The 24,052-nt window shown below is 68.4% G+C and carries 29 protein-coding genes; 7 read left to right on the forward strand and 22 right to left on the reverse strand.

From position 1 onward, the window contains the following. The first annotated feature begins 96 nt into the window (after positions 1-96). Positions 97-381 carry a hypothetical protein gene (locus tag ACN9M6_RS01200; protein WP_419161088.1) on the forward strand — a complete coding sequence of 95 codons (285 nt, stop codon included), beginning with the start codon at positions 97-99 and terminating at the stop codon, positions 379-381. 4 nt (positions 382-385) lie between these two features. Here the strand turns inward: ACN9M6_RS01200 and ACN9M6_RS01205 are convergent, their stop codons facing one another. The 7 genes from ACN9M6_RS01205 to ACN9M6_RS01235 form a co-directional block, all read right to left on the reverse strand. Beyond that, entirely contained in the window at positions 386-991 is a 606-nt protein-coding gene (locus ACN9M6_RS01205) for a hypothetical protein (RefSeq protein WP_419161089.1), read from the reverse strand. Positions 992-994: 3 nt separating this feature from the next. Continuing rightward, on the reverse strand, positions 995-1,618 hold the full coding sequence (locus ACN9M6_RS01210) for a hypothetical protein (protein ID WP_419161090.1): 624 nt from the start codon (positions 1,616-1,618) through the stop codon (positions 995-997). Between the two features lie 31 nt (positions 1,619-1,649). Continuing rightward, entirely contained in the window at positions 1,650-2,492 is an 843-nt protein-coding gene (locus ACN9M6_RS01215; protein WP_419161091.1) for a type II toxin-antitoxin system VapC family toxin, read from the reverse strand. Continuing rightward, a complete protein-coding gene (locus ACN9M6_RS01220) occupies positions 2,489-2,725 on the reverse strand; it encodes a FitA-like ribbon-helix-helix domain-containing protein (protein ID WP_419161092.1) in 237 nt (78 codons plus the stop codon). Before ACN9M6_RS01220 ends, ACN9M6_RS01215 begins: the two co-directional genes overlap by 4 nt. Before the next feature lie 66 nt (positions 2,726-2,791). Beyond that, entirely contained in the window at positions 2,792-3,766 is a 975-nt protein-coding gene (locus ACN9M6_RS01225) for a threonine ammonia-lyase (protein WP_419161093.1), read from the reverse strand. Next, positions 3,763-4,953 carry a trans-sulfuration enzyme family protein gene (locus tag ACN9M6_RS01230; protein ID WP_419161094.1) on the reverse strand — a complete coding sequence of 397 codons (1,191 nt, stop codon included), beginning with the start codon at positions 4,951-4,953 and terminating at the stop codon, positions 3,763-3,765. The genes ACN9M6_RS01225 and ACN9M6_RS01230 overlap by 4 nt, the downstream gene beginning before the upstream one ends. 136 nt (positions 4,954-5,089) lie before the next feature. Continuing rightward, positions 5,090-5,557 carry a YybH family protein gene (locus ACN9M6_RS01235; RefSeq protein ID WP_419161095.1) on the reverse strand — a complete coding sequence of 156 codons (468 nt, stop codon included), beginning with the start codon at positions 5,555-5,557 and terminating at the stop codon, positions 5,090-5,092. A gap of 148 nt (positions 5,558-5,705) precedes the next feature. Here ACN9M6_RS01235 and ACN9M6_RS01240 point away from each other — a divergent pair, with 148 nt between their 5' ends. Further along, positions 5,706-6,338, forward strand: a complete 633-nt coding sequence (locus ACN9M6_RS01240) for a DUF2911 domain-containing protein (RefSeq protein WP_419161096.1) — start codon at positions 5,706-5,708, stop codon at positions 6,336-6,338. Here the strand turns inward: ACN9M6_RS01240 and ACN9M6_RS01245 are convergent. The 7 genes from ACN9M6_RS01245 to ACN9M6_RS01275 all read right to left on the reverse strand — a co-directional run bounded on the left by ACN9M6_RS01245 (position 6,335) and on the right by ACN9M6_RS01275 (position 13,133). Beyond that, the gene (locus tag ACN9M6_RS01245; RefSeq protein WP_419161097.1) at positions 6,335-7,495 is read right to left on the reverse strand and encodes an ATP-binding protein; all 1,161 of its coding nucleotides are present in this window, start codon (positions 7,493-7,495) and stop codon (positions 6,335-6,337) included. The genes ACN9M6_RS01240 and ACN9M6_RS01245 overlap by 4 nt on opposite strands. 103 nt (positions 7,496-7,598) lie before the next feature. Continuing rightward, positions 7,599-9,710, reverse strand: a complete 2,112-nt coding sequence (locus ACN9M6_RS01250; protein WP_419161098.1) for a prolyl oligopeptidase family serine peptidase — start codon at positions 9,708-9,710, stop codon at positions 7,599-7,601. Between the two features lie 148 nt (positions 9,711-9,858). Then, entirely contained in the window at positions 9,859-10,068 is a 210-nt protein-coding gene (locus ACN9M6_RS01255; protein WP_419161099.1) for a cold shock domain-containing protein, read from the reverse strand. A gap of 263 nt (positions 10,069-10,331) precedes the next feature. Further along, on the reverse strand, positions 10,332-10,511 hold the full coding sequence (locus ACN9M6_RS01260; RefSeq protein ID WP_419161100.1) for an N-acetyltransferase family protein: 180 nt from the start codon (positions 10,509-10,511) through the stop codon (positions 10,332-10,334). An 11-nt stretch (positions 10,512-10,522) separates the two neighbouring features. Beyond that, a complete protein-coding gene (locus ACN9M6_RS01265; protein WP_419161101.1) occupies positions 10,523-11,089 on the reverse strand; it encodes a TlpA disulfide reductase family protein in 567 nt (188 codons plus the stop codon). Then, positions 11,086-11,763 carry a hypothetical protein gene (locus ACN9M6_RS01270; RefSeq protein WP_419161102.1) on the reverse strand — a complete coding sequence of 226 codons (678 nt, stop codon included), beginning with the start codon at positions 11,761-11,763 and terminating at the stop codon, positions 11,086-11,088. The genes ACN9M6_RS01265 and ACN9M6_RS01270 overlap by 4 nt, the downstream gene beginning before the upstream one ends. Continuing rightward, entirely contained in the window at positions 11,760-13,133 is a 1,374-nt protein-coding gene (locus tag ACN9M6_RS01275) for a M24 family metallopeptidase (RefSeq protein WP_419161103.1), read from the reverse strand. Before ACN9M6_RS01275 ends, ACN9M6_RS01270 begins: the two co-directional genes overlap by 4 nt. Before the next feature lie 153 nt (positions 13,134-13,286). On the opposite strand from ACN9M6_RS01275, the gene ACN9M6_RS01280 reads away from it, so the two are divergent. Further along, on the forward strand, positions 13,287-13,523 hold the full coding sequence (locus tag ACN9M6_RS01280; protein ID WP_419161104.1) for a hypothetical protein: 237 nt from the start codon (positions 13,287-13,289) through the stop codon (positions 13,521-13,523). A 31-nt stretch (positions 13,524-13,554) separates the two neighbouring features. On the opposite strand, the gene ACN9M6_RS01285 is transcribed toward ACN9M6_RS01280, so the two are convergent. The 5 genes from ACN9M6_RS01285 to ACN9M6_RS01305 are packed head-to-tail and all read right to left on the reverse strand — an operon-like array spanning position 13,555 to position 20,429. Further along, positions 13,555-13,959 carry a DUF1761 domain-containing protein gene (locus ACN9M6_RS01285; RefSeq protein ID WP_419161105.1) on the reverse strand — a complete coding sequence of 135 codons (405 nt, stop codon included), beginning with the start codon at positions 13,957-13,959 and terminating at the stop codon, positions 13,555-13,557. A 4-nt stretch (positions 13,960-13,963) separates the two neighbouring features. Beyond that, positions 13,964-17,347: a CocE/NonD family hydrolase gene (locus tag ACN9M6_RS01290; RefSeq protein WP_419161106.1), complete on the reverse strand. Its 3,384-nt coding sequence runs from the start codon at positions 17,345-17,347 to the stop codon at positions 13,964-13,966. Further along, complete coding sequence (locus tag ACN9M6_RS01295) at positions 17,344-18,861, reverse strand: tripartite tricarboxylate transporter permease (protein ID WP_419161107.1); 1,518 nt, start codon at positions 18,859-18,861, stop codon at positions 17,344-17,346. Before ACN9M6_RS01295 ends, ACN9M6_RS01290 begins: the two co-directional genes overlap by 4 nt. 10 nt (positions 18,862-18,871) lie before the next feature. Then, positions 18,872-19,381, reverse strand: a complete 510-nt coding sequence (locus ACN9M6_RS01300; protein WP_419161108.1) for a tripartite tricarboxylate transporter TctB family protein — start codon at positions 19,379-19,381, stop codon at positions 18,872-18,874. Between the two features lie 22 nt (positions 19,382-19,403). Next, positions 19,404-20,429 (reverse strand): tripartite tricarboxylate transporter substrate binding protein, encoded by a 1,026-nt coding sequence (locus tag ACN9M6_RS01305; RefSeq protein ID WP_419161109.1) that lies wholly within the window; start codon positions 20,427-20,429, stop codon positions 19,404-19,406. A gap of 91 nt (positions 20,430-20,520) precedes the next feature. On the opposite strand from ACN9M6_RS01305, the gene ACN9M6_RS01310 reads away from it, so the two are divergent. Next, positions 20,521-20,796, forward strand: a complete 276-nt coding sequence (locus ACN9M6_RS01310; protein WP_419161110.1) for a type II toxin-antitoxin system Phd/YefM family antitoxin — start codon at positions 20,521-20,523, stop codon at positions 20,794-20,796. Continuing rightward, positions 20,793-21,176 (forward strand): PIN domain-containing protein, encoded by a 384-nt coding sequence (locus ACN9M6_RS01315; RefSeq protein ID WP_419161111.1) that lies wholly within the window; start codon positions 20,793-20,795, stop codon positions 21,174-21,176. Before ACN9M6_RS01310 ends, ACN9M6_RS01315 begins: the two co-directional genes overlap by 4 nt. A gap of 175 nt (positions 21,177-21,351) precedes the next feature. Here ACN9M6_RS01315 and ACN9M6_RS01320 read toward each other — a convergent pair whose 3' ends face one another. Next, positions 21,352-21,612 carry an SDH family Clp fold serine proteinase gene (locus tag ACN9M6_RS01320; protein ID WP_419161112.1) on the reverse strand — a complete coding sequence of 87 codons (261 nt, stop codon included), beginning with the start codon at positions 21,610-21,612 and terminating at the stop codon, positions 21,352-21,354. A 249-nt stretch (positions 21,613-21,861) separates the two neighbouring features. On the opposite strand from ACN9M6_RS01320, the gene ACN9M6_RS01325 reads away from it, so the two are divergent. Together ACN9M6_RS01325 and ACN9M6_RS01330 are read left to right on the forward strand one after the other, a co-directional pair. After that, positions 21,862-22,716, forward strand: coding sequence for an MBL fold metallo-hydrolase (locus ACN9M6_RS01325; protein WP_419161113.1), 855 nt, complete (start codon positions 21,862-21,864; stop codon positions 22,714-22,716). 18 nt (positions 22,717-22,734) lie between these two features. Further along, positions 22,735-23,475 carry an MBL fold metallo-hydrolase gene (locus tag ACN9M6_RS01330; RefSeq protein WP_419161114.1) on the forward strand — a complete coding sequence of 247 codons (741 nt, stop codon included), beginning with the start codon at positions 22,735-22,737 and terminating at the stop codon, positions 23,473-23,475. 46 nt (positions 23,476-23,521) lie between these two features. On the opposite strand, the gene ACN9M6_RS01335 is transcribed toward ACN9M6_RS01330, so the two are convergent. Together ACN9M6_RS01335 and ACN9M6_RS01340 are read right to left on the reverse strand one after the other, a co-directional pair. Continuing rightward, entirely contained in the window at positions 23,522-23,794 is a 273-nt protein-coding gene (locus ACN9M6_RS01335) for a type II toxin-antitoxin system HicB family antitoxin (RefSeq protein WP_419161115.1), read from the reverse strand. Beyond that, positions 23,791-23,985: a hypothetical protein gene (locus ACN9M6_RS01340; RefSeq protein WP_419161116.1), complete on the reverse strand. Its 195-nt coding sequence runs from the start codon at positions 23,983-23,985 to the stop codon at positions 23,791-23,793. The genes ACN9M6_RS01335 and ACN9M6_RS01340 overlap by 4 nt, the downstream gene beginning before the upstream one ends. Positions 23,986-24,052: the final 67 nt, after the last annotated feature.

The following is a 24,052-nucleotide window of genomic DNA, read 5'->3' on the forward strand; positions in this document are numbered from 1 at the left end:
GGCGCGGACCAGCTGGATCACGGGCGTCAGGTTCTGGCTCGAGACGATGAAGTCGCGCTCGAACTGCCCCCTTACGTAGCCCTCGAGGTCGCGCACGTGGGACGGAACCTGCTCGACGAGCGACACGAAGCGGTCGAGATCCTCCTCATCCTCGAGCGGGAGAAGGGGGAAGAGTGCCTCGGCGTCGATGGCGAGGGCGCGGTCGAGCTGCCGCTGGAAGAAGGCCGCCCGGTCCTCCGCCTCCCCGTAGCCGAGGTTGGGGAGCCGCTCCACGTTGAGCCCCTCGCCGCCCGGATCGCCGGCCGGGGCGCCGCACGCCGTCGCCCAGACGGTCAACCCCACCCAGAGCCCGATCGACGTTCCGGGCTTTCGGAGGAGTGACACGTCAGCGGCCTCCGGCCTCGATCTGCGGGACCTCTTCCTCCGGCTCCTCCTCCCGAGGCCCGAAGCGGACGAGCAATCCGCCCAGGAACGAGGTAATCAACCAGACCACAAAAACCGGCCCGATGATTTCCTCGGCGAACAAGACATCCGTGGCCAGACCGCCCATCGCCACCCCGAACCAGACGGCGAAGTTCTGGAGCTGGAAGTCGAGCTGGTTGCCGCGCTTCAGGCTCTGCACGGCGCGCAGCATGAGGTAGATGACGGTAGAGCCGAAGCCCAAAGCCCCGCCCGCAGTCGATTGGGAGATGATGAACCCGAAGGCCAGGCCGACCGCTCCGCCCGCGACGATGCGGCCGGAGGAGGGCGAGGCCGAGGTCCCGGGCCGAGGCTCCGCGGCCGGCGGAACCTGTGGCTTCGCGGCGGGCATCTCCTCGGCGATGAATTCCGCGATCGCCGTTCTCGTCGCCCGTGTATCGATCCCGGCTTCCGCTGCGATGCGCTCCAACTCGTCGATCCTCATCGTGTCGCCGCGGGCGTCGATCTCGGCCGCGCGCTGGAGAATGAGGGAGACCTGCGAGGTGGTGAGCTTCATCGGTGCGTCATTCATGCGTCATCGCCCTCCGGACTCGATCTGTGGGACATCTTCCTCCGTCGTCTCTTCCCGGGGCCCGAAGCGGACGAGGAGTCCGCCGACGATCGAGGTGAGGATCCAGCCGAGCAAGGTCAACATAAACCCTTCGAACCCATGCGCGGCCGAGACTATCAGAGTCGCCATGAACCAGAGGGTGAAGTTCTGGAGCTGGAAGTCGAGCTGGCTGCCGCGCTTCATGCCCTGCACGGCACGCAGTATGAGGTAGATGACCGTGGCGCCGGATCCCACGATGGCGCTCCCCAGTGAAAGTGCGAAGAGGAACCCGAAGGCCAGCCCGACCGCCCCGCCCGTGAGGATACGCCCGGGAGAGGGAGATGCCGGGTTGCCGTCGCGAGCCGTGGTGACGGCCGGAGGTCGGGGCTCGGGGGCGGGGACCGGGGCGGGCATCTCCTCCGCGATCAATTCCGCGATCGCCGTTCGCGTCGCTCGCGGATCGATCCCCGCCTCGGCCGCGATGCGCTCCAACTCCTCGACGCTCATCGAGTCGCCGCGGGCGTCGATCTCGGCCGCGCGCTTGAGGACGAGCGAGACCTGGGAGGCGGTGAGCTTCATCGGGGGACCGGATACGGGCGGGTCGGTCATGCGTCTCGCCCTCCGCTGCTGTTGTCCGCCACTACGTCGGTTCCTGCCCGGCCACCCGCGCCTGGCCGGCGCGCCAGTGCGCACCCAGATACGCGATGTAGTGAACGCTCAACTGGTCCACCATACGGATTGCGTGATCGAGGAGCCTCCGCCGCGTCATCCGTTCGTCCCTTCCGAGCCAGCCGAGGACCAGCAGATCCACGCGCTCCTCGTGCTCCAGAGTCCGAATCAGCCGCAACAGCCTCCGGTACGTAGGCGATGTCCGGACGGAGTTCTCGACCATCCTGCCGTGTTCCGGCGTGATGATCCGAACCCCTGCGGTCGATTCCCCTGCGAAAGTGTCCTCCAGAACGCTTTTTTCCGTCGCTGCAAGACGGTCCCACGCCTGGATCAGTTCGCCGACGCTTTCCGGGCCAATGATCAGCCGAACGCCGGCGGCTTCGATCGCGGCCATCCCGTCCCCGTCTTCGAGGGTAACGGCCGTAACGGAGGGGGCCCATCGCGGTACGATCTCTGCCAGTCGGCGATCCGCCGTGACGAGGATCGAGTCCGTCTGCTTTGCGCATGCGATGTAGAAGCAGTCGTACACCGAGTGTCCGGCTTGAACGGCGATCATCGTCGCATCCCGTACCAGTTCCGCGCCGGGGTGAAGAACCAGGACCTCCGACAGTCTGGAGATCTCGTGAATGAAGGATTCAATTGAACGAACCTCTCCGCGACGGCTCTTCTTCCAGATCACGTTGGCGCACTCGGGCAACACGAGGTCCGGTGCGTGCCGCTCGATCCGGGCACCCGCCACCTTCAGTGCTTCGTGGCGTCCTTCCTCCGCCACAAACCACTTCACGGCGACGCTGGCGTCGACCGTGACTCTCACCGAACGCGGTCTTCCCTGACCAGAGCGGTACTGTCGGTCTGTCTGGCGTCGACCGTCGTCGCCGCCAAGGCGTCGGCACGTGCGAAGAACTCGGCCGCGCGGGGAGGTCTCGACACTTCTCGCTTGAGCACGTGACGGACTTCGCCCTCAAGGGAACGTTCGTTTTCCCTCGCCTGCGCCTTCAGCCGGGCGATTACCGCGTCGTCCAGGTTCCGTATCGTCAGACTTCCCATCCTGGTCTCCCATCTCCGGATCTCAGTGACGCTATCATAATGAGCGCATATCGCATGCGCGAGCACTCATGCGTCACGTCTCGACCGGATTCGGGGCACGCCGTCGTCGAGGATGGTCGACAGGCTCGACGGATCGAGATTTCCCCCGGAAACGATGCAGGCGATCTTTTCGCCCTTGACGGCGCCCGACAGGCCGGCGGCGACGCCGGCCGCGGCGGCGCCTTCGGCCACGACGCGGTTGCGGGTTGCGAGGAGCCGGATTGCGCTCGCCGCCTCGGAGAGCGAGACCTCGACCGAGCCCGCGAGCAGGTCCCGCGACAACTCCCACATGGCGGGCTCGACGTGCGGACCGCCGATCCCGTCGACGAAGGACGGCGTGTACGGGATCGAGACGGCGCGGCCCGCGCGCAGCGATTCCGCGAACGGGGCCTGTCCCGTGACCTCGGACGCGAACACGGGAACGTCCGGTGCGAGGGCGCGCATCCCGGCCGCGATCCCGCACGCCAGCCCGCCGCCGCCGAAGGGGACGATGACCGCGTTGACGTCCGGGAGATCCTCGATGAGTTCGAGCGCGATCGTGCCGTTGCCCGCCATCACGTCGCGGTCCATGAACGCGTGCACGAAGCGCCCTCTCATCCCCTCGAAACGCTGCGTTCGGAAGACCTCGAACCAGGAGGCGACGGAGGTCTTCACGGCGGTCGCGCCGAGGCGGGCGATCGCGTCCAGCTTGAGCCGCGGCGCCGTCTCCGGGACGACGACCGAGCACGGGACGCCGAGCCGGCGGGCGTTCCAGGCGACGCCCTGCGCCATGTTGCCTGCGCTCGCCGTCCACACGCCCGCCGCCAACTCCTCGGGAGGGATGAGACCGATCGCGTTCGCCGAGCCGCGGATCTTGAACGAGCCGATCGGCTGCAGGTTCTCCAGCTTGAGCCAGATCTCGGGTCCCTCGTCGACGCCGAGACGGACGAGCGGGGAGCGGAGCGCCGCCGCGTAGACCCGCTCCCGCGCCGCCTCGATGTCCGGCAGGCCGGGTGGCTTCACGCGGTCGAACCCGCGACCGCCCGCGGCAGGCTCGCCAGCGCCCGGTTCAGATCGGCCGCGAGGTCGTCGGTCCCCTCCAGCCCTGTGGAGAAGCGGATCAGGGCGTCCCTGATGCCGGCCTTGGCCCGCTCCTCGGCGGACATGCCCGCGTGGATGGCGGCGGCGGGCCGCACGACGAGCGACTCCGGGCCGCCGAGACTTGCCGCGACGGTCGGGATCGTGAGCGCAGCGATGAAGGCCTCGGCCGCGTCGACCCCGCCCGCAAGCTCGAACGACATCATCCCTCCGAAGCCGTCGAACAGGCGCGCCGCACGCGCGTGGTGGGCATGGCTCTCCAGCCCCGGATAGTGCACGACGGACACGGCGGGGTGGGCTTCGAGCAGCACGGCGAGCCGGCCGGCCGACGCGTTCTGCTGACGGACGCGCACGCTCAGCGTCTTCAGCCCGCGCTCGAGCAGGAACGCCGCGTGCGGGTCGAGCGAGCCGCCGAGGTGGTCGTGCAACACCTTCACGCGGCGCACCAGATCGGCCCGGCCGGCCACGCTCCCGGCCACGATGTCGCTGTGCCCGTTCATGTACTTCGTGCAGCTCTCGAGCACGAGATCGAAGCCGATTTCCGCAGGCCTGAAGTTCACCGGGCTCGCAAACGTGTTGTCGATCAGCGTCACCAGCCCGTGCTCGCGGGCGAACGCCACGACCGCCTCAAGATCCGCGACCTGCACGAGCGGATTCGTGAGTGTCTCCACGTACATGGCGCGCGTCGTCGGCCTCAACTGTGCGGCCCAACTCGACGGATCCTGCGGATCGATCACCGAGTGCTCGATCCGGAAGCGCGGCAGGTCCTGCTGCAGGAAGCTGGCCGTGCCGCCGTACAGCGTATCCTGCACGAGCACGTGGTCTCCCGACGAGAGCACCGTGAGCAGGGATCCGGAGATCGCCGCCATCCCGCTCGCGAGGACGAGCGCCGCCTCCGTCCCCTCGAGCGCGGCAATGCGCTTCCCGAGGACCCGATGGTTCGGCGTCGTGCTGAGCCGGATATACCCGATGTCGTGGTAGTCCTCGCCGCGCAGCAGGTAGTTGGCCGTCTGGTAGATCGGCGTCACGATGGCCCCCTCGGGCCTCGGCTCCTGCTGCCCCGCGTGTACGGCGTCTGTGGAGGGCGACCTTCCCGTCTTCTTCATCTTCATCGCGTCGGAATCTCCCGCAGAGTTGTCAGTGCGCGGCGACATGCGGCCACCCGGGCACGTTCCCGCGGGAACGTGTCGTCGCCGCGAGATCGCGTCCCGTAGCCGGTGCGGACGTTCCCGCGGGAACGTCTGCGCGCTAGTCCCACATCACGCGGTGGATGCGCCACCCGGCCGCCGTCCGCCTCCACACCTCGAGGAACTTGCCGCTCAGTTCGACCCCGTCGGGGCCCCGCACGCGGTATGTCCCGTTCGCGAAGGCCAGACGCCCGTCCACCTCGAGATCGTCGATAGTGAATCGGGCTTCGAGGAGCGGCGCGGAACCCTCGAGCGCGCGGGCGATCGCCTCGTGTCCCTGTACCGCGGGCTCTCCGGACGGCAGTCGTACCGCGTCCGGCGTGAAGACGTCCGCCACGGCCTCCTCCGGCGTCCCGGCGAGCAGAGAGGCTTCCCAGCGGAGGGTCACGGCCTCGATCTCCGCCCGCACCGTGGCCGCATCGCCAGACTGTCGCGCCGCTCCCGCGCCGGACCCATTGCCGGATCCGGCGCCGCACGCTGCCGTGAACAAGCCGCAGGCTACGACGATCCCCCGAAACTTCTGTTTCATGCGCCCTATTGTATCGGACGCGCGATGGACCGGCGACGCATCCCGCTTTCCCGGTCGGGGAGGCGAACGTAGGATGGCGCTCGCGCTGCGGGGATTCGCCGCCGCGCCGTTGAACGAAGCTGCCTCGTGCACCCCCTTGGAGGTTCGAATGAAGAAGATGTCTCGCTCGATTCCCTGCCTCGCCATCGCCCTCGGCGCCGCGCTCGCGTTCGCCACGGCCGCGGAGGCCCAGAACCGCCGCATGAGCCCGCGCGGCGAGGCCGCGACGCAGGTCGGCGGTTCCTTCGACGCGGAGGGGAGCTACCAGGGCGGGTCCTGGGTCGTCGTGACCTACGGCCGCCCCATCCTGCGGGGCAGGGATCTGTTCGGGTCGGGGGTTGAGTACGGACAGCAGTTCCTGCGCGGCGCCCCCCTGTGGCGCGTCGGGGCCGACCAGTCCACGCGCTTCATGACCGAGGTCGACCTCATGTTCGGCGGCGAGCGACTGCCGGCCGGAGAGTACAGCGTCTTCGCGGAACTCACGGAGAGCGAGTGGACGCTCATCTTCTCGAACTGGGGCGCGAAGCAGAGCTTCCGCGAGGATAACCCCGACGCGCTGTGGGGCGCCTACGAATACACGCCCGACCGCGACGTGCTGCGGACCACGATGGACGTATCGACGATCATGATGTCCGCCGACCAGCTCGTCATCTCGTTCATGGACATGACGCAGGAGGGCGGCGTGTTCACGATCTGGTGGGACGACCAGGTCGCGACCGTCCCCTTCCAGGTCGCCCGCTAGCGGAGCGAAATGTCCCCGATTCGCTTCAGCGGCAGGGCGGTGATGGTGTCGGTCAACGGGTACTCGACATCCCCGGGGTAGACGACCCATAGACGTTCGAGGCCCAGATCCCGGATCACGACGTGCATCGACTTCGTGGTCCGGGGAGCGTCCGTGCACTTGAACTCGAAGCCCCAGCGCCGCCCTCGCCGCAGAAGCAGCAGATCCAGTTCCGCCCCCCGCTGCGTGCCGTAGAAATAGGCCTCCCGCTCTCCGTGCTCGAGGAGCGTCTGCTCCAGGGCGAACCCCTCCCAGCTGGCGCCGTAACGGGGATGCACGGCCAATTCCATCGTTCCCTCGATCCCGAGCAGGGAATGCAGGATGCCGCTGTCTCGAAGGAAGACCTTCGGCGACTTCACCAGCCGTTTGCCCAGATTCTCGAACCACGGCGGGAGCAGGCGGATCATGAATGAACCCGCCAGCAGGTCGCGGTAGTTCCTCACCGCGGTCACGCTCACGTCCATGGAGCGCGCCAGTTCAGCCGCGTTCCACGTCTGCCCGTGGTAGTGCGCCAGCATCCTCCAGAAGCGGCCAAGCGCCGCCGGTGCGACTCTCGAACCGAGCCCCGGAATGTCCCGTTCCAGGAAGGTGCGCGCGAAGGACTCCATCCAGCGGGACCACGCCCCGCCCGAGGAGGCGAGGTAGGCTCGCGGAAAGCCGCCCCGCAGCCACAGGCGATCCTGGTTCTCCGGCCCGACCTCGGCGAGCGAGAAGCCGCCCACATCCACGAAGAGGACGCGGCCGGCCAGGGTCTCCGAAACGCCCTCGATCAGGTCCAGCGAAGCGCTACCCAGGACGAGGAACACGGCCTTGCGGGCGCGGGCGTCGCAAATCGGGCGCAGGACTTCAAACAGCTCCGGCATGCGCTGGATTTCGTCAATGACGACGAGCCCTTCAGTGCTGCGGAGCAGCCTCTCGGGCGTTGCGGTCAGGGCTGCCCTCTCGGCGCGCACTTCCAGGTCGAAGATGACGGCTGGCCCATTCCGGGCGGACACGACCTGCTCGGCGAGGGTCGTTTTCCCGACTTGGCGGGCACCCAGAAGAGCCACCACCGGAGCCTCGGACAGCCCCCGCCGGATCGCACTCTCGAGACGCGGTCTCGGTATAGATTGTTGCATATCGTACTCCAGCGATTCGATATTCAACAATCTTAGGGTACGACGATCAGATCCTCTTGTCCACCGGGCTGCCGCTGTAATTCCTGGCCCAGGCCCCGCGTCTTCAGGACGTTGTCGCCGAGTAGCGGCGGAACCACTCCAGCGTCGACAGCATCTTCCCGATGTGGTGGCTCGGGCGGCGGCGGATGCCGTGCGGCTCGCCCGGGAAGCGCACCAGCGACGTCTCCACCCCGAGCAGCTTCAGCGCCTTGAAGTACTGCTCGGACTCGGACATCGGCGTGCGCCAGTCCTCCTCGCCCGTCACGATCCGCGTCGGCGTCGTCACGTTCTCCACCACGCTCAGGAGCGAGCGCGACTCGTAGTGCTCGACGTGGTCCCAGGGCAGTCCCGGGAACCAGTATTTGACCCCGGAGGCGGACATGTCCGCCGTGAGGACGAAGCTGTACCAGTTGATGACCGGATACCACGACACCGCGGCCCGGAAGCGGTCGGTGCGGCCTACGAGCCACGCCGTCAGCACGCCGCCGCCGCTCCCGCCCACGACGTTCAGCTCGTCAGGGTCCGCGTAGCCGCGGTCGATCACTGCGTCGACGCCCGACATGAGGTCGTAGAAGTCGTCGCCCGGGTACGCGTGGTGGATGAGGTTCCCGAACTCCTCCCCATAGCTCGTGCTGCCGCGGGGGTTCGTGTACAGGACGACGTAGCCCTGCGCCGCCATGAGCTGCTTCTCGAGGTCGAAGCGCGCTCCGTAGTTGGAGAACGGGCCGCCGTGGATCTCGAGGATGAGCGGATACCGGCGCGACGGGTCGAAGCCCGGCGGCTTGATGATCCAGCCCTGGATCGGCCGTCCGTCGTGTGAGGACTCGTACCAGATCTCCTCGGCTTCGCCGATCTCCCGCTTCGCGAACAGGTCGTCGTTGATCCCCGTAAGCACCCGGATGTCGCTGCCGGGGCGACCCGTTGCGATCTCCGAGAGGACAGCGAGCGTCGTGTAGTTCATCGCGAAGCTGCCGTCCTGGGCCACGGTATAGGTCGCGCCGGCGTACGCCCGGCCGACACCGCCGACGTTCTCGGTCAGCACCCGGTGGTCGGTTCCGTCGTCCCCGGGACCGAAGAGCGCGAGCTTGGTCATTCCCTCGTCGTCGTACAGCGCGTACAGGCCCGACCCGTCGGGCGCCCACGTGGCGTTGTACACCTCGCGGTCGAGCCCGGCCGAGATCGAGCGCGGGTCGCTCCCATCACGGTTCATGACGTAGAGCTGCGTGAGTTGATAGCCCTGGAAGCGGTCGTCCATCCCGAAATAGGCGATGTGACGGCCGTCCGGGGAGACGATCGGCCCGTCGTCCGGGCCCCGGCGATCCGTCAACTGCGTCGCCGCGCCGTCGCCGACGGAAACCTCGAATACCTCCGTGTCCGCCACGAACACGCTCTCGGTGTCGCCCCCCCGCGGGTCGCGCGACATGACGAGGGAGCCGCCGTCCGGCGTCCACGAGAAGTGCGTCCCGCCGATCCCGTTTCCGGCCCAGTGGTTGTCGCCGCTGGTGATCTGGCGCGGCGTGCCCCCTTCGGCCGGGACCACAAAGACATGGACGAACCCGTGCGGCAGGTCTCCCAGCTGGTCGAAGCGATAGACCAGCCGCTCGACGACCTGGGCGGGCTCGGCCCACTCCGCTCCCTCCGGCGGGCTCGGCATCCCGCCTATGGCCGGGGCCGGCTTCGGCACCAGTTTGCCGAAGGCGATCCGGTTTCCATCCGGCGACCACGCGAAGGATCTCGGCGGTTCCGTCACGTTCGTGATCGCGGCGGTCTCGCCCGAATCCATCCAGCGGACGTGGATCTGCGCATCCCCGCTCCGGTTCGAGATGAACGCGAGCCGCGTCCCGTCGGGCGACCAGCGCGGCGAACTGTCCGTGAAATCTCCGGCGGTGAGCGGCCGGTGACCCGACCCGTCGGCGCCCACGATCCACAGGTTCGAGAACCGGCCGTCGGTCATGATGTCGGCGCGCTGCCGGACGTAGACGACCCAGCGGCCGTCGGGCGAGATCTGCGGGTCGGCCGCGATCTCGACTTCGAAGATGTCCTCCATGCGCAGCGGCCCGGACTCGGCCCCGGTCTGTGCTGCCATGGACGAGGTAACCGATAGAAAGACCGAGAGGAAGGCGGCGATCACGAGAAGCAGGGAGCGGACGAGTGGGACAGGGCGGCGGCGGGTCATGATGTTCTCCGTGGATCCGGGGTGCGGATCGATCCGCCGATCGCGACGAGCCGCTACGGCGGCGACCTCTGAATCATAACAAAAAAAGGGCCGCCCGTCGCCGGGCGGCCCTTTGCTGAATCACCGTACGCCTGGTGGCGGCCAGCGATCAATCGACGCGAATCACGTTCTCCGCCGCAGGACCCTTGGTCCCGTCAGTGACTTCGAACTCGACGGCCTCGCCCTCCTTGAGGGTGCGAAAACCGTCCGACTGGATCGCCGTGTGGTGAACGAAGCAGTCCTTACCACCGCTCTCGGGCGTGATGAAACCGAAACCCTTTTGGTCGTTGAACCACTTCACTGTACCTCTCGTACGCATTTCCTACTCCTTGCTGTAGTCACTGTCGGAGTTCGGAAAACCCGTACCTGCCGACCGCTGACCAGTTTGACGCGGTCTCCCCCGCGCCAGGGTCGTGGCACACGCCACGCAAAACAACGCAAAAAAAGGGCGACCCTGTTGAGAGGCCCCCCGATCCTGCGATCCTGCCATCTCAGTCTGTCGTCCGGCACGCGGCCGGATCGGTCCATACCGGCGCAATGATCGCTTGGTGGGGGCCTGACGTCAAGGGGCAGACCCCAGCGTTACCCGAAGCCCGGGTCGTCGATCCCCACGCGGGGGCACGCCGCGAGGTGCTCCCGGTCCCACGAGGCCCAGCTTGGGGCCTCGGTCTCGAAGGTCGCGTCCCCTGTCTCCATGCCCTGCACGTAGATCGTGCGCACCCCGTCCCAGTCCTCGGGCCGCAGCGGCCGAATCTCGATCAATGCCGGTCCTGTCAGCCCGCGAGGAGCTGCGCGACCAGTGCTTCGGTGACGGGCTCGAAGGGGTGGAAGCGGCCGCTCCAGTGTTCCCGGACGATGCCCTCCGCGTCCACGAGGAGCGTGTGCGGCACGCCCGGATAGAGCCCCATGGCCTCGAACAGGGTTGGGCCGTCGCCGATGAAGTTGGGGTAGGAGATCTCGTACTCCTCCAGGAATCCCTCCACGAGCGAGGTCTCGCCCTCGTCGATCGAGATCCCGACCACGGTGAACGCATCGGACGGATAGCGGCCGTGCATCAGCTCCAGCTCCGGCATCTCGTCGCGGCACGGGATACACCACGTCGCCCACATGTTGAGGACGACGACCCGACCCCGGAACTGGTCGAGGTCCGCCGTTTCTCCGCCGAGATCCGTCAGGTCCAGCAACGGGAGCGGTTCGTTCAACGCGGGAGAGCCCGGCATCTCGGCCACTGTCCTCGTCGCCGCGGCGTCGGCCCCCTGCTCCGCGCGCGGGGTGCCCTCGCCACACCCGGCTGCGAAAGCCGCAGCGATCAGCCCCCTCAGCAGCCCGCGCCGGGTCATCGGTCCAGCTCCATGGGGTCCTCCATCTCTCGTTCAAAGTCCAGGTTCGTGGGTGTCGGGAAGACGCCGAGCGGCCGCTCATAGGGCTGGTCCGTGATGACGACCTCGGGCTCCGTCGTGAGCTGCACGTCCCCGGAGACCGCTTCGAAGGCGAGATCATCCACCCACAGCGCGCCGTCGCCCGTGATCATCGCGCCGAGCAGGATCGTCACCGCCTCGGGCGGGATGTCGATCACGATATCCCGGGCTTCCCATTCCTGCGTCTCTTCGATGCGCCGGCCCTCGCTGTTATCCAGCGCCAGCATCGCGTACCTGCCCTCCAGGATGCCGTCCACCCGCACCCACAGGCCGCCCGAGCCCAGGTCGTCGCCGCGCAGGTATCCGCTGAGCCTCATCCGCTTCCCCCGATACGCGGTCGCGTCGACCAGTTGTACGCTCGCCGCCCACTGGCTCCGCCGCCGGTTGCCCCGCGCCGCCAGCCTCATGCTCGAGGCGCCCGAGTGTGCGACCTCCGCGTCGAGCCTCAGCCGGTAGTCGTCCGCGTCCTGTCCCACCAGCACCCAGGCGTGCGGCATCTGCGCGGACAGGCCGTACCCGGCACCGGCCGCCAGGATCGCGAGCGCGCCGATGGACCCCGCCAGCAGGCTCCGAACCACGGTTCTCGCCGAAGTCATCGCGGGATCAGCCACAGCTCGGTCTGACGGCCGTCGATGTACCAGGTGTGTTCGCCGTCGAAGAATGCGTCCTCCTCCAGCATGATCCGCACCGTCTGTCCGCCCCACTCCGGGACCGGGACCGCCGCGTTCAGTTCGATCGAGTGCGCCGTGTTCGCGAAGAGCGGATAGTCGCCGCGCCCCGGCACGCCGCCCTGCCGGTCCCAGAGCCCGATCGTGGGTCCGGCCCCGTGTCCGTGAAACCCGATCGGGTGCGTATAGATCGTCGCATCGATCCCCTCCGCCTCCGCCTGCGCGAGCGCGCCCGCCAGGATGTCGTTCCCCGAGCGGCCCGCCGCGAAGTTCTCCGTGAGGATGTCCTGGAGGCGATTCCCCGCCGCGAGCGCGCGCACCAGGCCCGCGGGGGCCGCGACCTCTCCCGGTCTCAGCACGTAGGCATGCTGCTGCGTATCGGTGTTCAGCCGCAGGTAGGTGATCCCGAAGTCGACATGCAGCAGGTCGCCCGGGCGGATCACGTTCTCGTCGGGACGGGCGGAGAAATCGCCCTCCCCTTCCCGCGCGCCGCCGGCCTTCTCGTGCCGCTGTACGGACACGCTGGGCTGGAACCAGGTGCCGAGCCTGAGTTCGAGGATCCGTTCGCGGTACCACCACACGACGTCTTCCGTCGTCGTCACCCCCGGCTGAATCACCTTCGCGCTGAAGCCTTCGGCGATGATCCGGTGCGCGATCCGCACGATCTGGGGATAGACCTCCATCTCCTCGGGCGTCCGCGTCTCGAGCCACCCGATGGCCAGCCGTTCGGCCGGCATCACTCGTTCGCGGTATTTCGCCGGGAGCGCGTCCATGAAGGCGTCGTACTCCGTACCCGTGAGCCCGTCCGCGAGGGCGAAGGTGGAGGAACGATTGACCGAGATCCGCTCCGGGTCGCGCTCCGCGATGATCTCCGCCACGCGCCCCCACTGGTCGGGCTCCTCGTCGGGATCCCACGCGCGCGGGAAGGGGCCGATGTCGTACCGGGCCACGGCGAGGCGTTCGAGCGTCTGCCCCGGCCCCCGGTCGTGGAGGATGAGCACAGTGCGACGCCGGGCCGCCATGTACGTGGACGGGAGCATGGTCTCGATGACCGGATCCTCGTTGTACTCCCGAGCGGCGACGATCCACAGGTCCACCTCCTCGCGTCGCATGATTTCGGGCGCCACGGTCTCGAGCCGCCGCTCCAGCCAGTGATCGATGACCTCGGCCCGCTCTCGAAGCGGAAGGACGACAGGCATCGCCGACTGCGCCCACGCGGGAGCCGCTACCGGCCCGCACCAGAGGCCCACTGACAGGCCGGCAAGCAGTACTCCAGGAACCGGAATCGAACCGCGCATCTCGAATCTCCGTAGCATGTCGAACGTCGAGCGCATGGCGCGCCCCGCGCGGCCGGAATTTACCAAATCGCCCCCGGCCCGGAGAGGGGGATGGCGGAAACAGCCTCCGGCGGGACATCGTAGGATGCCGTTCACCCAGCCGGAGGGAATCTAATGAAGGACGTGGACTCGGATCTCCTGCCGGACCTCTACACGCAGCGGGAGGTGGAGAAGACCCGCCGGCGACAGCGGACGCTCGGCCGCATCGAAGGCGTCGCCGCCGTCGTGGCCGCGGGAGCCATCTTCAATCTCCTGGGCTGGCTCCCCACGATTTTCGTGCTCGGCGTCGTCGGCTATCTCGTCTACCGTTTCGTCGCGAAGCCCCGGAAGTCGTCTGACGATCTGACGTAGGTGCCGTCATCATCTCAAGCGACTCTCCGAATCAGGTCCAGACGGAGAGGACCACGGCCTGTCCGACGAGCGAGACGGCGTTGAAGCCCATGCTGAGCCCGAAGATCCCCGGCTTCCGGTTCTCGTAGGCGACCCCCTGATACGCGACGTTGAGGACGAAGCCGACCGTGACGAGCAGCCCCACATGTACCCCCGCCATCGCGCCTCCGCCCTCCATCCCGGCGAGGAGCTGGGCCAGGACGTAGGCCGTGATCAGGGAGAGGACGAAGCTCGAGCCGTGCGTCTTCATCGGGTTGAAGTCCTTCTGGATCTCCTCGGTGGTGGTCTCCATGAGGGCGAGCCACTGCTTGCCGAACACGGGACCGTACCACAGAAAGCCGACGACCATCGGAACGATGCCGGCGACCAGGATGGCGAGCCAGTTCACGTCATGCATGAGGTTATCTCCGTTGGATGGGAAGGGTGATGGCCGACGCGAACGCGCCGGCGTGGTGGATCGTGTTTTCCGCCGGTGTCATGCGGGTGTGGCGGCCCAGCGGTTCGCCGGTGTTGGGGTTCACGTCGAAGCGGGGATAGTTGGAGCTGGAGATCTCGAGGCGAATGCGGTGGCCGGCCGCGAACAGGTTGGCGGTGGGAAAGAGCTGGATCCGGAACTCGTAGACGTCGCCGGGCGTCATCAGCGTCTCGCGTTCCCGGGACTCCCGGTAGCGGGCGCGAATGATCCCGTCCGTGATATTGAGGTCGAACCCCTCGGGATAGTCTTCATTGGGCGGATAGACGTCGACGAGCTTGGCGGTGAAGTCGGTGTCCGGGGCGCTCGATGAGGCCCACAGAGTGACGCTCACCGGGCCGATCACTTCCAGTTCCCCGGCCAGCGGCTCCGTCTCGAATACGAGAACATCGTCTCGGTCCGCGGTGCGGCGGCCGTCCACCTCGGAAGCGAAGAACCCGTTCTCCGATCCGCCCTGGAGCGACCTGAACGTCCGCTCCCGCTGATCGTAGCCGCCCCGCTTGAGGGCGCCCGAGAAGGCCCCGCCGATCGTGGGCGCCGGGTGCTCGGGATCGTAGGTGTACGCCGTCGAACCCTCGCCCTGGCCCGGCGGTTCGGGGGTCAGCCCACCCTCCGCGCGCAGGTAGAACGGCGTCATCTCGGTGTCCTCGAGGGGCCAGGCGTCAGCGGTGCGCCATTCGCCGCCGTGGAAGAGACGGCCGTTCTCGTCCCGGTGACCGTCGCCCCCGCCCATGACGAAGATGGTGACCGCGCCGGCGGCCTCGCCTCCCAGTCGCGCGGCGTCCTCGAACAGATCGTTCGCGCCCTGTCCCCGCAGCTGCCGGTCGAACCAGCGCAGGTGGAACTCGCGCGAGAAGTCCTCGATCGCGGCGTCGGCGCCGAACTCGATGTCGCCCGCGACCGAACGACTGTTCCCGCCGTGGGTCCACGGACCCATCACGAGCATCATGGGCGACGACTTCAGTCGCGACAGTTCGACGAAACTCTGTATCGTGCCGGGGGCGTAGGAATCGTACCAGCCGCCCACATGCAGCATCGGGATGTCCGCCGTCTGGTCATAGTACTCCGCCCAGTTGCGGCCGATGCCTCGGAAATAGTCGTCATAGTCCCCGTGGTTCTGCATGGTGAGGTAATAGTCCTCGAAATTCGAGGCCACGGAGAGCGGGTTCTCCCCCTTCCGGAACGGGGTGTCGGGGAACCAGTCGGACGGCGGCTCCTCCTGCAGCCGGAGCCGGATCTCGGGGTCGTCCGCCACGGCGGCGAGCTGAAGGTGGGCCCAGCCCAGTTGCTGTCCCAGTTCGAACGCGCCGTGGTTCCGCACCTTGTGCGTCCAGGCGTCGGAGAGCCCTCCCATGGTCAGGACGAGCGTGCTCAGTCCCGGCGGGTTCAGCTTGGCGGCGTCGGCCTGGGTGTGTGCGCCGTAGGAGGTGCCCCACATGCCGACGGAAGGCTCGGCGTAGTCGAGCCCGGTGAGCCATTCGATCGTGTCGTAGCCATCGGGGGCGTCGAACTCGTGGTACTTCTGGAACTCGCCCTCGGAGGCATAGAGGCCGCGCGTGTCCTGCAGCACGACGACGAAGCCGTGGGTCGTGAACCAGCGCGCCTGATCCACGAGCCCGCGCGAGGTCTTGTCATACGGGGTCCGGTGGAGGAGGACGGGGAAGGGCTCGTCGACCGGCTCATACTCGCGCGAGGGCCGGTAGACGTCGGTCGCGAGACGGACGCCGTCCCGCATCTGGAGCATGAGATCCATCTCGACCTGGAGCGCGTCGTAGGGGCCGCGCCCCGCCGCCTCGGCCGCTTCCTCCAGCGAGCTATCCCCCGCTCCCGAGCCCGCCGAGTCGCCGCAGGCCGCGACCCACAGCGCTCCCAGCAGGACGAACCCGCTTCGAGCCCGGCCGCAGCCGCTCACGCCGGGACTCCGGCCGGGGCTCGCCGACAACGCCCGCACCAGATCGTCGATGTGCACCACTTCGTCCACGTGTTCGAGTTGGTCGAGGGCGCCGTCGATCTGCTCGTCGTCCATCACGAGGCTCGCGCAGTCCCGGAACTTGCCGTGCAGTTCCTCCCGGCTGAGCGGCCGCTCCGGGCCACCCGGATACGTGTCCGCTTCGGTGTGGAGTTCGGTGCCGTCGCGGAGCCGGACGTCGATCGCGCTCCGCATGCGGTCGTAGCCGCGGGCATCGATCTCTTCGTCGAACTGGACGGTGACCCGGCTCATCATCTCCCCCGCCTCGTCCGAGAGGACGAAGTCGTCGTGGAACTCCCGGATCCCGGCTCGCCGCCGGAGGACGATGCTCGAGAGGACGAACGGGATGCAGAACTTCGCCTCCAGTTCGTTGTTGGGCACCGGATACCGGAGAGGGTTGAGGATGTTGTGCCCGGCGCGGAAGGTGATGTGGGCGATGTCGTCGGGGGCGATGTCGTGCTCGGTTACGAGTTCGAGCATGGCGGCCATGCTGGGGTGGCCGAGGCTCCCGGACGGAAAGGGTTTCACGGACACGCCGGGGTCGAGCAGCGTGTAGGGTGCGCCGAGCGCGCCGACCAGCCGCTCGGGCTCGAAGCCGCCGCCGAACACGCGGAAGAAGCCCCACGGCGCCTCCAGCGCGTCGTGGCCGGCCGTGTAGCCGCGCGCTGCGAGGTCGACGGCCAGGATGCCGTTCTCGGCCGCCCGGCCGGCGTGGAGCGGCTTGGTCATGGTGCCGAACCCGAGGCGGATCCCCGACGAGAGGCTGGCCGCGATGCCGAGCGCCATGGCGAGTTCGTCCGCCTCCAGCCCGGCCAGCCTGGCGGCCGTGGCGCAGGCGCCCAGCGTGCCGATCGTCGCGGTCGAGTGGAACCCCTCCATGTAGTGCCGGGGATCGATCGCCTCGGCGATCTTGCACTCGACCTCGAAGCCGATGAGGAACGCTTCCAGGAATTCGGCGCCCGTCGCGCCCTCCCGCTCCGCCGCCGCGAACCCCGCCGAGAGCGGCGCCACCGTGGGGTGCGTGAGGAGACCGAAGATGCGGTCGGGCGCGTTCGAAAGCTGTGTGTCGTCGAAGTCCATCGCGTGCCCGGCCGTCCCGTTCGCCCGCGCCGCCAGAGTGGCAGGCGCCCGCGTATCGGGGGGCCCGAAGATCGTCGCCTCCGCATGCCCGCCCTGCGCCCCGATCTGGTCCTGGACGATGCGGGAGCAGGCGTCCGTCGAACCGGCGAGGATCACCCCCGTACCGTCCGTGACGCAGCGTCGTCCTTCGGCCAGCAGCCGCTCCGGAAAACCGTCGATCGTCGTCTGTAGAATGAAGTCGATGACCGCGCCTGTCGCGCTCACTCGTGCTCCTTCTTGTCGGGTTCGTTGTTCTTCCCGCGTGCTCGCGCGGATATCAACCGGCTCCGGACCGCGGGCGCGGCAAAGCTGACGACTGCCAGCGCGAGCAGCACGAGGCTGATCGGGCTCTCGAGGAAGACCGAGTGCGACCCCGAGGACAGCGTCAGCGCCCGGCGATAGTTCGTCTCGATCATGGGACCGAGGATGAGACCGAGCACCGCCGGCGCCAGCGGGTAGCCGCCCCGCAGCATAGCGAAGCCGACGAGCCCGTAGAAGAGGGCCGCCCACGCGTCGGCCGGGTTCCCGCGCAGGGCGTAGGTCCCCACCAGCGAGATGGCCACGACGAGCGGCATCAGGATCGAGGGCCGCAGCCGCACGACGCGCGTCCAGAGGGGGATGCCGAGCCGTCCCACGGCCAGCATCATCAGGACCGCGACCACGAACCCGGCGTACAGCGCGTACACCAGCGAGGCACGCTCGGCCATGAGCAGCGGCCCCGGCGCCACCCCCTGCACCGTGAGGCCGCCGAGCAGGACCGCGGCACTGGCGGAGCCCGGGATCCCGAGCGCCAGCAGCGGGATCATCGCCGCCCCCACGCAGGCGTTGTTCGCCGCCTCGGGCGCCGCGATCCCCTCCGGCACGCCCGTCCCGAACCGCTCCGGCGTCTTCGACACCCGCCGTTCCTCGTTCCACGCCACGATGGAGGCGATCGTCGCCCCGGCGCCGGGGATGGCCCCGATCACCCCCCCGATCGCCGAGCCCCGCAGGATCGTGCGCCACAGCCCGAACAGTTCGCGGGCCTTCGGGAGCCGGCCCGTGATTCCGCCCCCGGGGGCCGTCGCCTTCCGACGGCCGGTCACAGCTTCCAGCGCCTCGGCGATCGCGAAGAAGCCGATCAGCATCGGCACCAGCCCGAGCCCGTCCATGAGCGCGCTCGTGCCGAAGGTGAGCCGCGGCGCCCCCGTGAGCACGTCGAGCCCCACCACGAAGAAGAGGAGCCCCAGCACCCCGCTGATAACCCCCTTGAGCGGATCGTCTCCCACGAGGTTCGCGACGATGGAGAGTCCGAACACCCCGAGCCCGAAATACTCCGCCGGCCCGAAGGCGATCGCCGCCCGCGACAGCGGCCCCAGCGCAAGCACGAGGAGCACGGTCCCCAGAAGCCCGCCCATCATCGAGGAGAAGAGTGAGATCCCGAGCGCGCGTCCCGCCTCGCCGCGCCGGGTCATGGCGTAGCCGTCGAAGGTGGTCGCGAGCGCCGGCGAACTCCCGGGCACGCCGATCGCGATCGCGGTGATCGATCCCCCGTACTCCGCCGCCATGTAGATCGAGACCATCATCAGGAGCGCCGGCGTCGGATCGAGCGCGAAGGTGACCGGGAGGACGAGCGCGAGTCCCACCGTGGAACTCAGCCCCGGCATCGCCCCGGCGAACACCCCGAGCAGGCTCCCCGCGAGGAGCGCCGCGAGGTTCCCCGGCTGGAGCGCCGTCAGGAGTCCGTCGAAGAAGGAGGTCACGCGCCGCCCCTCAGAAGCCGGCGGGCAGCGGCACGCCGAGCGCGACCATGAACACGAGATAGATGAACCCGGCGAAGGCGAGCGGCACCGAGACGAGCACCGCGCGCGAGCGCTCCCCCGTCAGCCACATGAGCCCAACGACGAGGAGGGGGACCGACACCACCGTCCCGAGCCGCGGCCATACGAGCAGAAAGGCCGCAATCCACGCTACGGCCAGCCACAGGTGGGCGCGGCGCCCGGCCCCGGAACCCGAAAAAACGTTCCCGCGGGAACGTCTCGCGTCCGGCGGCGGCCCCGACGGCGGGGACCATGGCTTGGTCCGGATCGCGAGCCAGACCGCGCAGGCGATGAGGAGCGTGGCGAGGAGCCGTGGGAAAAAAGCCGGGCCCGGCGCGCCCTCGGCCAGCGATCCCGGGTAGGAGCGTGAGTCGAGGAGAACCCCCGACGCTACGACCGCGAGAAGCGCGGCCTCCGCGAGCAGGCGCAGCGGCGTGGCCCCGCGCGCGGCGGAGTTACCCAACGCTACTCACCGCTACTCACCACTATTCATCCAGGAGTCCCAGCCGCCTCAGCAGATCCCGGCTCGTCGTCACCTCCTCCGCCATCCAGACCGCGAACGCGTCCGCGTCCTCCATCGTCGCGTATTCCAGCGCAGCCCGCTCCATGTATTCGCGGAACCCCGGATCCTCGATCGCGGCCAGCAACCGCACGCGAAGGTCGGCGCGGGCTTCCGGCGCCAGCCCCGGCGGTCCGACGACACCCCGCCAGTGCACGGGCGCCAGATCGTAGCCCTGCTCCGCGTAGCTCGGCGTCTCCGGGAGCGCCTCCACCGGCAGCGCCACCCCGAGGACCCGCATGGTTCCCGCGCGCAGGTGCTCGCGTACGATGTTGTAGTTCGTGTGCGCCGCGTCCGTGTGTCCCCCGAGCGCTGCCACCACCGCGTCGGCCGACCCCTCGTAGGCGATCCAGCGGATGTCCGGATCACCCGCCGCGGCCCGCAGCCGGGCGAAGCCGAGGAAGTGGGCCGACGCCGCCCCGAACCCCGACACCGAGACCTCGCCGGGCCGTGCGTGGGCCGCCTCGAACAGGTCTCCGAGCGTGCGGAACGGGCTGTCGTCCCGCACGGCGATCAGGAACGGGTCGATCTGGATGCGGAGGATGGGGGTGAAGTCCTCGGGCGCGAACGGGATCCGTCCCGTCGCCATGTTCACCGTGCCGCTCGCGGTGAAGACGCCGAGCACGTGGGGGTCCCCTTCCCGACCCTGCAGGTACTGCATGCCGGCCGCCCCCGCCCCGCCCTGCCGCGTCATCACAGTCACCCGCTGCCCCTCGAAGTGCGGCGGCGCGGCCTCGGCCAGTGCCCGCGAAAGGAGGTCCGTCGGCCCCCCCGGCGTCGCCCACGACACGATCTCGATCGGACGGCTCGGGAATGCCGCCTCGTCCCCCGGCGGCGAACACGCGACGGCCCCAAAGGCCACGGTGGCCAGACTCGTGAGGCGCACGACCGCGATCGCCGCGTGTGGCCGTTGCTGTCCGGATGACGGATCACACCATCGTCTGGTATTCATGGGAGGAATGTGAGGTGTCCGTCGAGAGCAGGCCACGGCAGGGCGGTCGAACCAGGTTGAAAAGACTGGTCTGACTAGTTATGGTAGTCCGATGCGACTACTCTATTCGACCTACGAGGCGAAGGCCCGTTTCTCCGAAGTGTTACGTCACGTCCGGGAGGGGAGAACCGTGACCATATCCTATCGGGGAGAGCCGGTGGCCGAGATCCGTCCGCTCAGGCCAGCGACCACGAAACTCGAGGAACGGCTGGCGGAACTGGAGCGGCGAGGGGTCCTGACCCCCCGTCCGGAGCACCGGGAGCCACTCAAGCCCGGTGAGCCAGTGCCGGGCGCGCTGGAACGGTTCCTGGCCGACCGCGGAGAGTGAGCACGGCCTATGTGGACACGTCCGCGATCGTCTCGGTCGCTTTTGCCGAGGCGGGCGCGGACGACATTGCCCGCCGATTGCGGGGGTTCCGGGATCTGATCTCATCCAACCTCCTGGAGGCGGAGTTGCGATCCGTCTGCGCCAGAGAGGGAAAGCCCTTTCCCGATATCCTCATTTCGCGTTTCCGCTGGATTCAGCCGAACCCGCCTCTGTCGAGAGAGATGCGGGCCGCGCTCCGGGCCGGTTACCTGCGGGGCGCGGATCTCTGGCATGTGGCCTGCGCCTTGTATGTCGCGCCGAAGCCGTCGGATGTCTTCTTCATCACCCTCGACGAACGACAGGCGGAGGTTGCGGCGGCGCTGGAGTTTCGGCTCGGGTAGCCTAAGTCATGATCGACCGATGCGACTGCGACTGCTCTACTCGATCCCCGCCGCTTCGAACCCCAATCGCGTGCCCGTGCGCGTGCACCTGATCCGCCAGAGTCTTGACCATTTTGTCCTGGGTCTCCGCGCCGGGTGGCTCTCTTCTCGAGGCAAACTCGCTCGACCAGCTTCATCAGCGCTTCCGCGATGGGGCCTTGGTCCGAGAGGCCCCTTGCTCACCGACGAACCGCACGTAGGCCATCACGTCCTCAACGCTGATCGTGTCCTGCACGAAGGTCCCTTGGCCATCGGGGGCCTGTACCATGCGCCGGATGTCCAATTTCGGGTCGATCGGCCCGAGTTCTCCCTCGTCGGTCAGGACGATGCGGTCTGCGCCCAAGGCGATCAGCGTTCCGGCGCTGTTAGCACGGAACGGGATGAGTACGCTCCACATATCGCAATGCTGCCGAAGCTGTCGGACCAGACGCCAAGGGACGTCTATCGTACAGCGGGACCAGATGATATGGACCCTTTGGCCGTCGCAGTGGCCCCTCACACTTGATCTTGTGCGGTGCTCCTGGATGACCAAGGGGCTTGGAGGATGGCGCTGGTACGACCTCTCCACGCAGCAATCGGGCACATCCCGGCGGCCCGGCACAGGCGGGCTGGTGGCGGCGGGCGGGAGTTCTGTAGACTGGCCGGCATGGACGAACGCATAAACGAGACGATGGCGGCGAAGACCGACGCCGGCTGGCGGCCGGACGTATGGCCCGGCATCCACTGGATCCAGGAATGCGGCGCCCACCGGGCCGGGATCGCGGGGGCCGTGCTGGAGAGCGGCGCGGACTGGTACACGCCCGGCCGCGAGCTTCACGTTCCGCAGAACGCGTACCTGCTCACGGGCGAGCGGACACTCCTCTGGGACACGCTCTCCCCGGCGTCGGGAGATGTCCTGCTCCCGGCGCTCGAGGAACTGCTCGGCGGGCGGCCGCTCGACTACCTCGCCCTCTCTCATCCCGACATCCCCCACGCCGGGAACACGATGCAGGTGCTGCGACGCTATCCGGAGTGCCGACTCGTGGCCCCGGCCGCGGGCGAGACACACGCGCTGTACCATCTGGACGAAGCGATGAAGGTGGGTCGCGAGGATGAGATCGATCTCGGCGGACTCCGGGTCCGGTTCCCCGAGGCGACCTTCCTCGACGCGGCCATCCACACCTGGATGAGCGAGGAGACGACCCGCACGCTGTTCACCGTCGACTGGATGGGCTTTCCGCACCAGGGCGGGGAGTGTCTGCGTCGCACCGACGAGATCGACACCGCGGTGGACGTGGGACGGCTCGAGGAGTTCCACAGCCGCGTCATGTTCTGGTTCCAGTACGTGGTTCCGGACAGGGTGAACGCGGCGGCCGACGCGCTGGCGGCCCGCTTTCACGGCTACGGGTTCGCCCCGGCGCACGGACTCCCGATCCCTGGCTCCGACGCGGCCCCGTACTACGGGCGCATGAACGAAGTCGTGCGGCGGGTGTCGGCGAGCGGGCGCGGAGGCGTCCTGTGAGCGCCCCGTGAGCGCCCCGTGAGCGCTATCGAGCTGGGCGGCGGGGTCTCCTGGGTGCACGAGTGCTTCGCCGAGACCGACGGCCACGTCCACGTCTCCGTCTACCTTGTCGACGCGCCGGAGGGAGCGATTCTCATCGACTCCGGCTCCTTCCATCACCGGCAGCGTCTCTCGGACCGGATCAGCGACGCCACGGCGGGTCGCGGGATCGGCGCCATCATCCTCTCGCACTCCGACTACCCGCACTCGGGGAACATCCCCGCGTTCCGCGCCGATTGGGGCGACTTCGAGATCGTCGCCTCCTGCGGCGACCCCGAACTTCAGGGCCTCCCCTACGCCCGCCGCACCCGCATCGGCGACGTCGCCGACGTACTGGGGCGACGCTTCGTGGTCCTCGATCCTCCGCTCGCCGACCGCAACCACACCACGTGGGTCTACGACGAGTCCTCGCGCACGCTGTTCGTGGCGGACGGTTTCGGCACGCTCCACGCCCCCGGCGCCTGCGACATCGACTGGGGACGGATCCCGGAGGACGGACGCGCGGAGGGCGTACACGAGTTCCACGCCCAGACGCTGCCCTGGCTGCGCTACGCCGACCCGGACCGCGTCATGGGTTCGCTGCATACGATGCTGGAGCGGCACCCCCCCGCATGGATCGCGCCGATCCACGGCCCGCCGATCGCGGAGGCGGACGTGGACCGCTACATGCAGGACCTCGGCAACGCATTGGCTCGCATCGCCGAACACCACCGCCGCTGACAATGCACGCGGAGGGACGGACAGATCGTGGGGCGCGGAGTCCGGGTCAGGCCGGGGAGGGCGAGGACGGGGAAACGCGCCGGGCAGTCGCGCGCGAATCCGTGGGCTCGGGTACGAGGACGCCGTTGTCGAGCATCGTCTCGATGAACAGGCGCTGCGCGCCACGCAACTCGGTCCGCGCCTCCGCCTCGGTCCGCCCCTGGGCGATACACCCTTCGAGTTCCACGATGCGAGCAACGTGGAAGGCGTCCTGACGGCGCTCGTCGCACTCGACCTCAATCGTGTACGGCAGTGCCATGTACCGGTCAGACTCGCTCATCGCTGTGTCTCTCCCCTGGACTGGCGCTCGAGCAGCTTGTCCACTGCCCTCAGCGCCGCCTTCGCATAAGCAGCGTCCAGCTTCGCGTGCCTGGCGACGATGCCCATGATGTCGGGATGCCGGGGATGATGGAACACCGTGTGATTGCCGCCCTCCCGGCTCTCGAACCCGTGTACTCTGTAGTAACGCACCACCTCGCGTCTCCGGCAAGCGCCTTTCGAGCGCTCCAGCCGCTCCCGGAGCTTGCGCCGGCGGGTC

This window comes from Candidatus Palauibacter sp., from assembly GCF_965197445.1.
Taxonomy (GTDB): Bacteria; Gemmatimonadota; Gemmatimonadetes; order Palauibacterales; family Palauibacteraceae; genus Palauibacter.

Coding starts and splice junctions, on each gene's coding strand:
- ACN9M6_RS01205 (WP_419161089.1), bottom strand. CDS start 991: ATGAATGACGCACCGATGAAGCTCACCACCTCGCAGGTCTCCCTCATT.
- ACN9M6_RS01210 (WP_419161090.1), bottom strand. CDS start 1,618: ATGACCGACCCGCCCGTATCCGGTCCCCCGATGAAGCTCACCGCCTCC.
- ACN9M6_RS01220 (WP_419161092.1), bottom strand. CDS start 2,725: ATGGGAAGTCTGACGATACGGAACCTGGACGACGCGGTAATCGCCCGG.
- ACN9M6_RS01230 (WP_419161094.1), bottom strand. CDS start 4,953: ATGAAGATGAAGAAGACGGGAAGGTCGCCCTCCACAGACGCCGTACAC.
- ACN9M6_RS01235 (WP_419161095.1), bottom strand. CDS start 5,557: ATGAAACAGAAGTTTCGGGGGATCGTCGTAGCCTGCGGCTTGTTCACG.
- ACN9M6_RS01240 (WP_419161096.1), top strand. CDS start 5,706: ATGAAGAAGATGTCTCGCTCGATTCCCTGCCTCGCCATCGCCCTCGGC.
- ACN9M6_RS01245 (WP_419161097.1), bottom strand. CDS start 7,495: ATGCAACAATCTATACCGAGACCGCGTCTCGAGAGTGCGATCCGGCGG.
- ACN9M6_RS01250 (WP_419161098.1), bottom strand. CDS start 9,710: ATGACCCGCCGCCGCCCTGTCCCACTCGTCCGCTCCCTGCTTCTCGTG.
- ACN9M6_RS01255 (WP_419161099.1), bottom strand. CDS start 10,068: ATGCGTACGAGAGGTACAGTGAAGTGGTTCAACGACCAAAAGGGTTTC.
- ACN9M6_RS01265 (WP_419161101.1), bottom strand. CDS start 11,089: ATGACCCGGCGCGGGCTGCTGAGGGGGCTGATCGCTGCGGCTTTCGCA.
- ACN9M6_RS01270 (WP_419161102.1), bottom strand. CDS start 11,763: ATGACTTCGGCGAGAACCGTGGTTCGGAGCCTGCTGGCGGGGTCCATC.
- ACN9M6_RS01275 (WP_419161103.1), bottom strand. CDS start 13,133: ATGCGCGGTTCGATTCCGGTTCCTGGAGTACTGCTTGCCGGCCTGTCA.
- ACN9M6_RS01280 (WP_419161104.1), top strand. CDS start 13,287: ATGAAGGACGTGGACTCGGATCTCCTGCCGGACCTCTACACGCAGCGG.
- ACN9M6_RS01285 (WP_419161105.1), bottom strand. CDS start 13,959: ATGCATGACGTGAACTGGCTCGCCATCCTGGTCGCCGGCATCGTTCCG.
- ACN9M6_RS01305 (WP_419161109.1), bottom strand. CDS start 20,429: ATGAATACCAGACGATGGTGTGATCCGTCATCCGGACAGCAACGGCCA.
- ACN9M6_RS01310 (WP_419161110.1), top strand. CDS start 20,521: ATGCGACTACTCTATTCGACCTACGAGGCGAAGGCCCGTTTCTCCGAA.
- ACN9M6_RS01320 (WP_419161112.1), bottom strand. CDS start 21,612: ATGTGGAGCGTACTCATCCCGTTCCGTGCTAACAGCGCCGGAACGCTG.
- ACN9M6_RS01325 (WP_419161113.1), top strand. CDS start 21,862: ATGGACGAACGCATAAACGAGACGATGGCGGCGAAGACCGACGCCGGC.
- ACN9M6_RS01335 (WP_419161115.1), bottom strand. CDS start 23,794: ATGAGCGAGTCTGACCGGTACATGGCACTGCCGTACACGATTGAGGTC.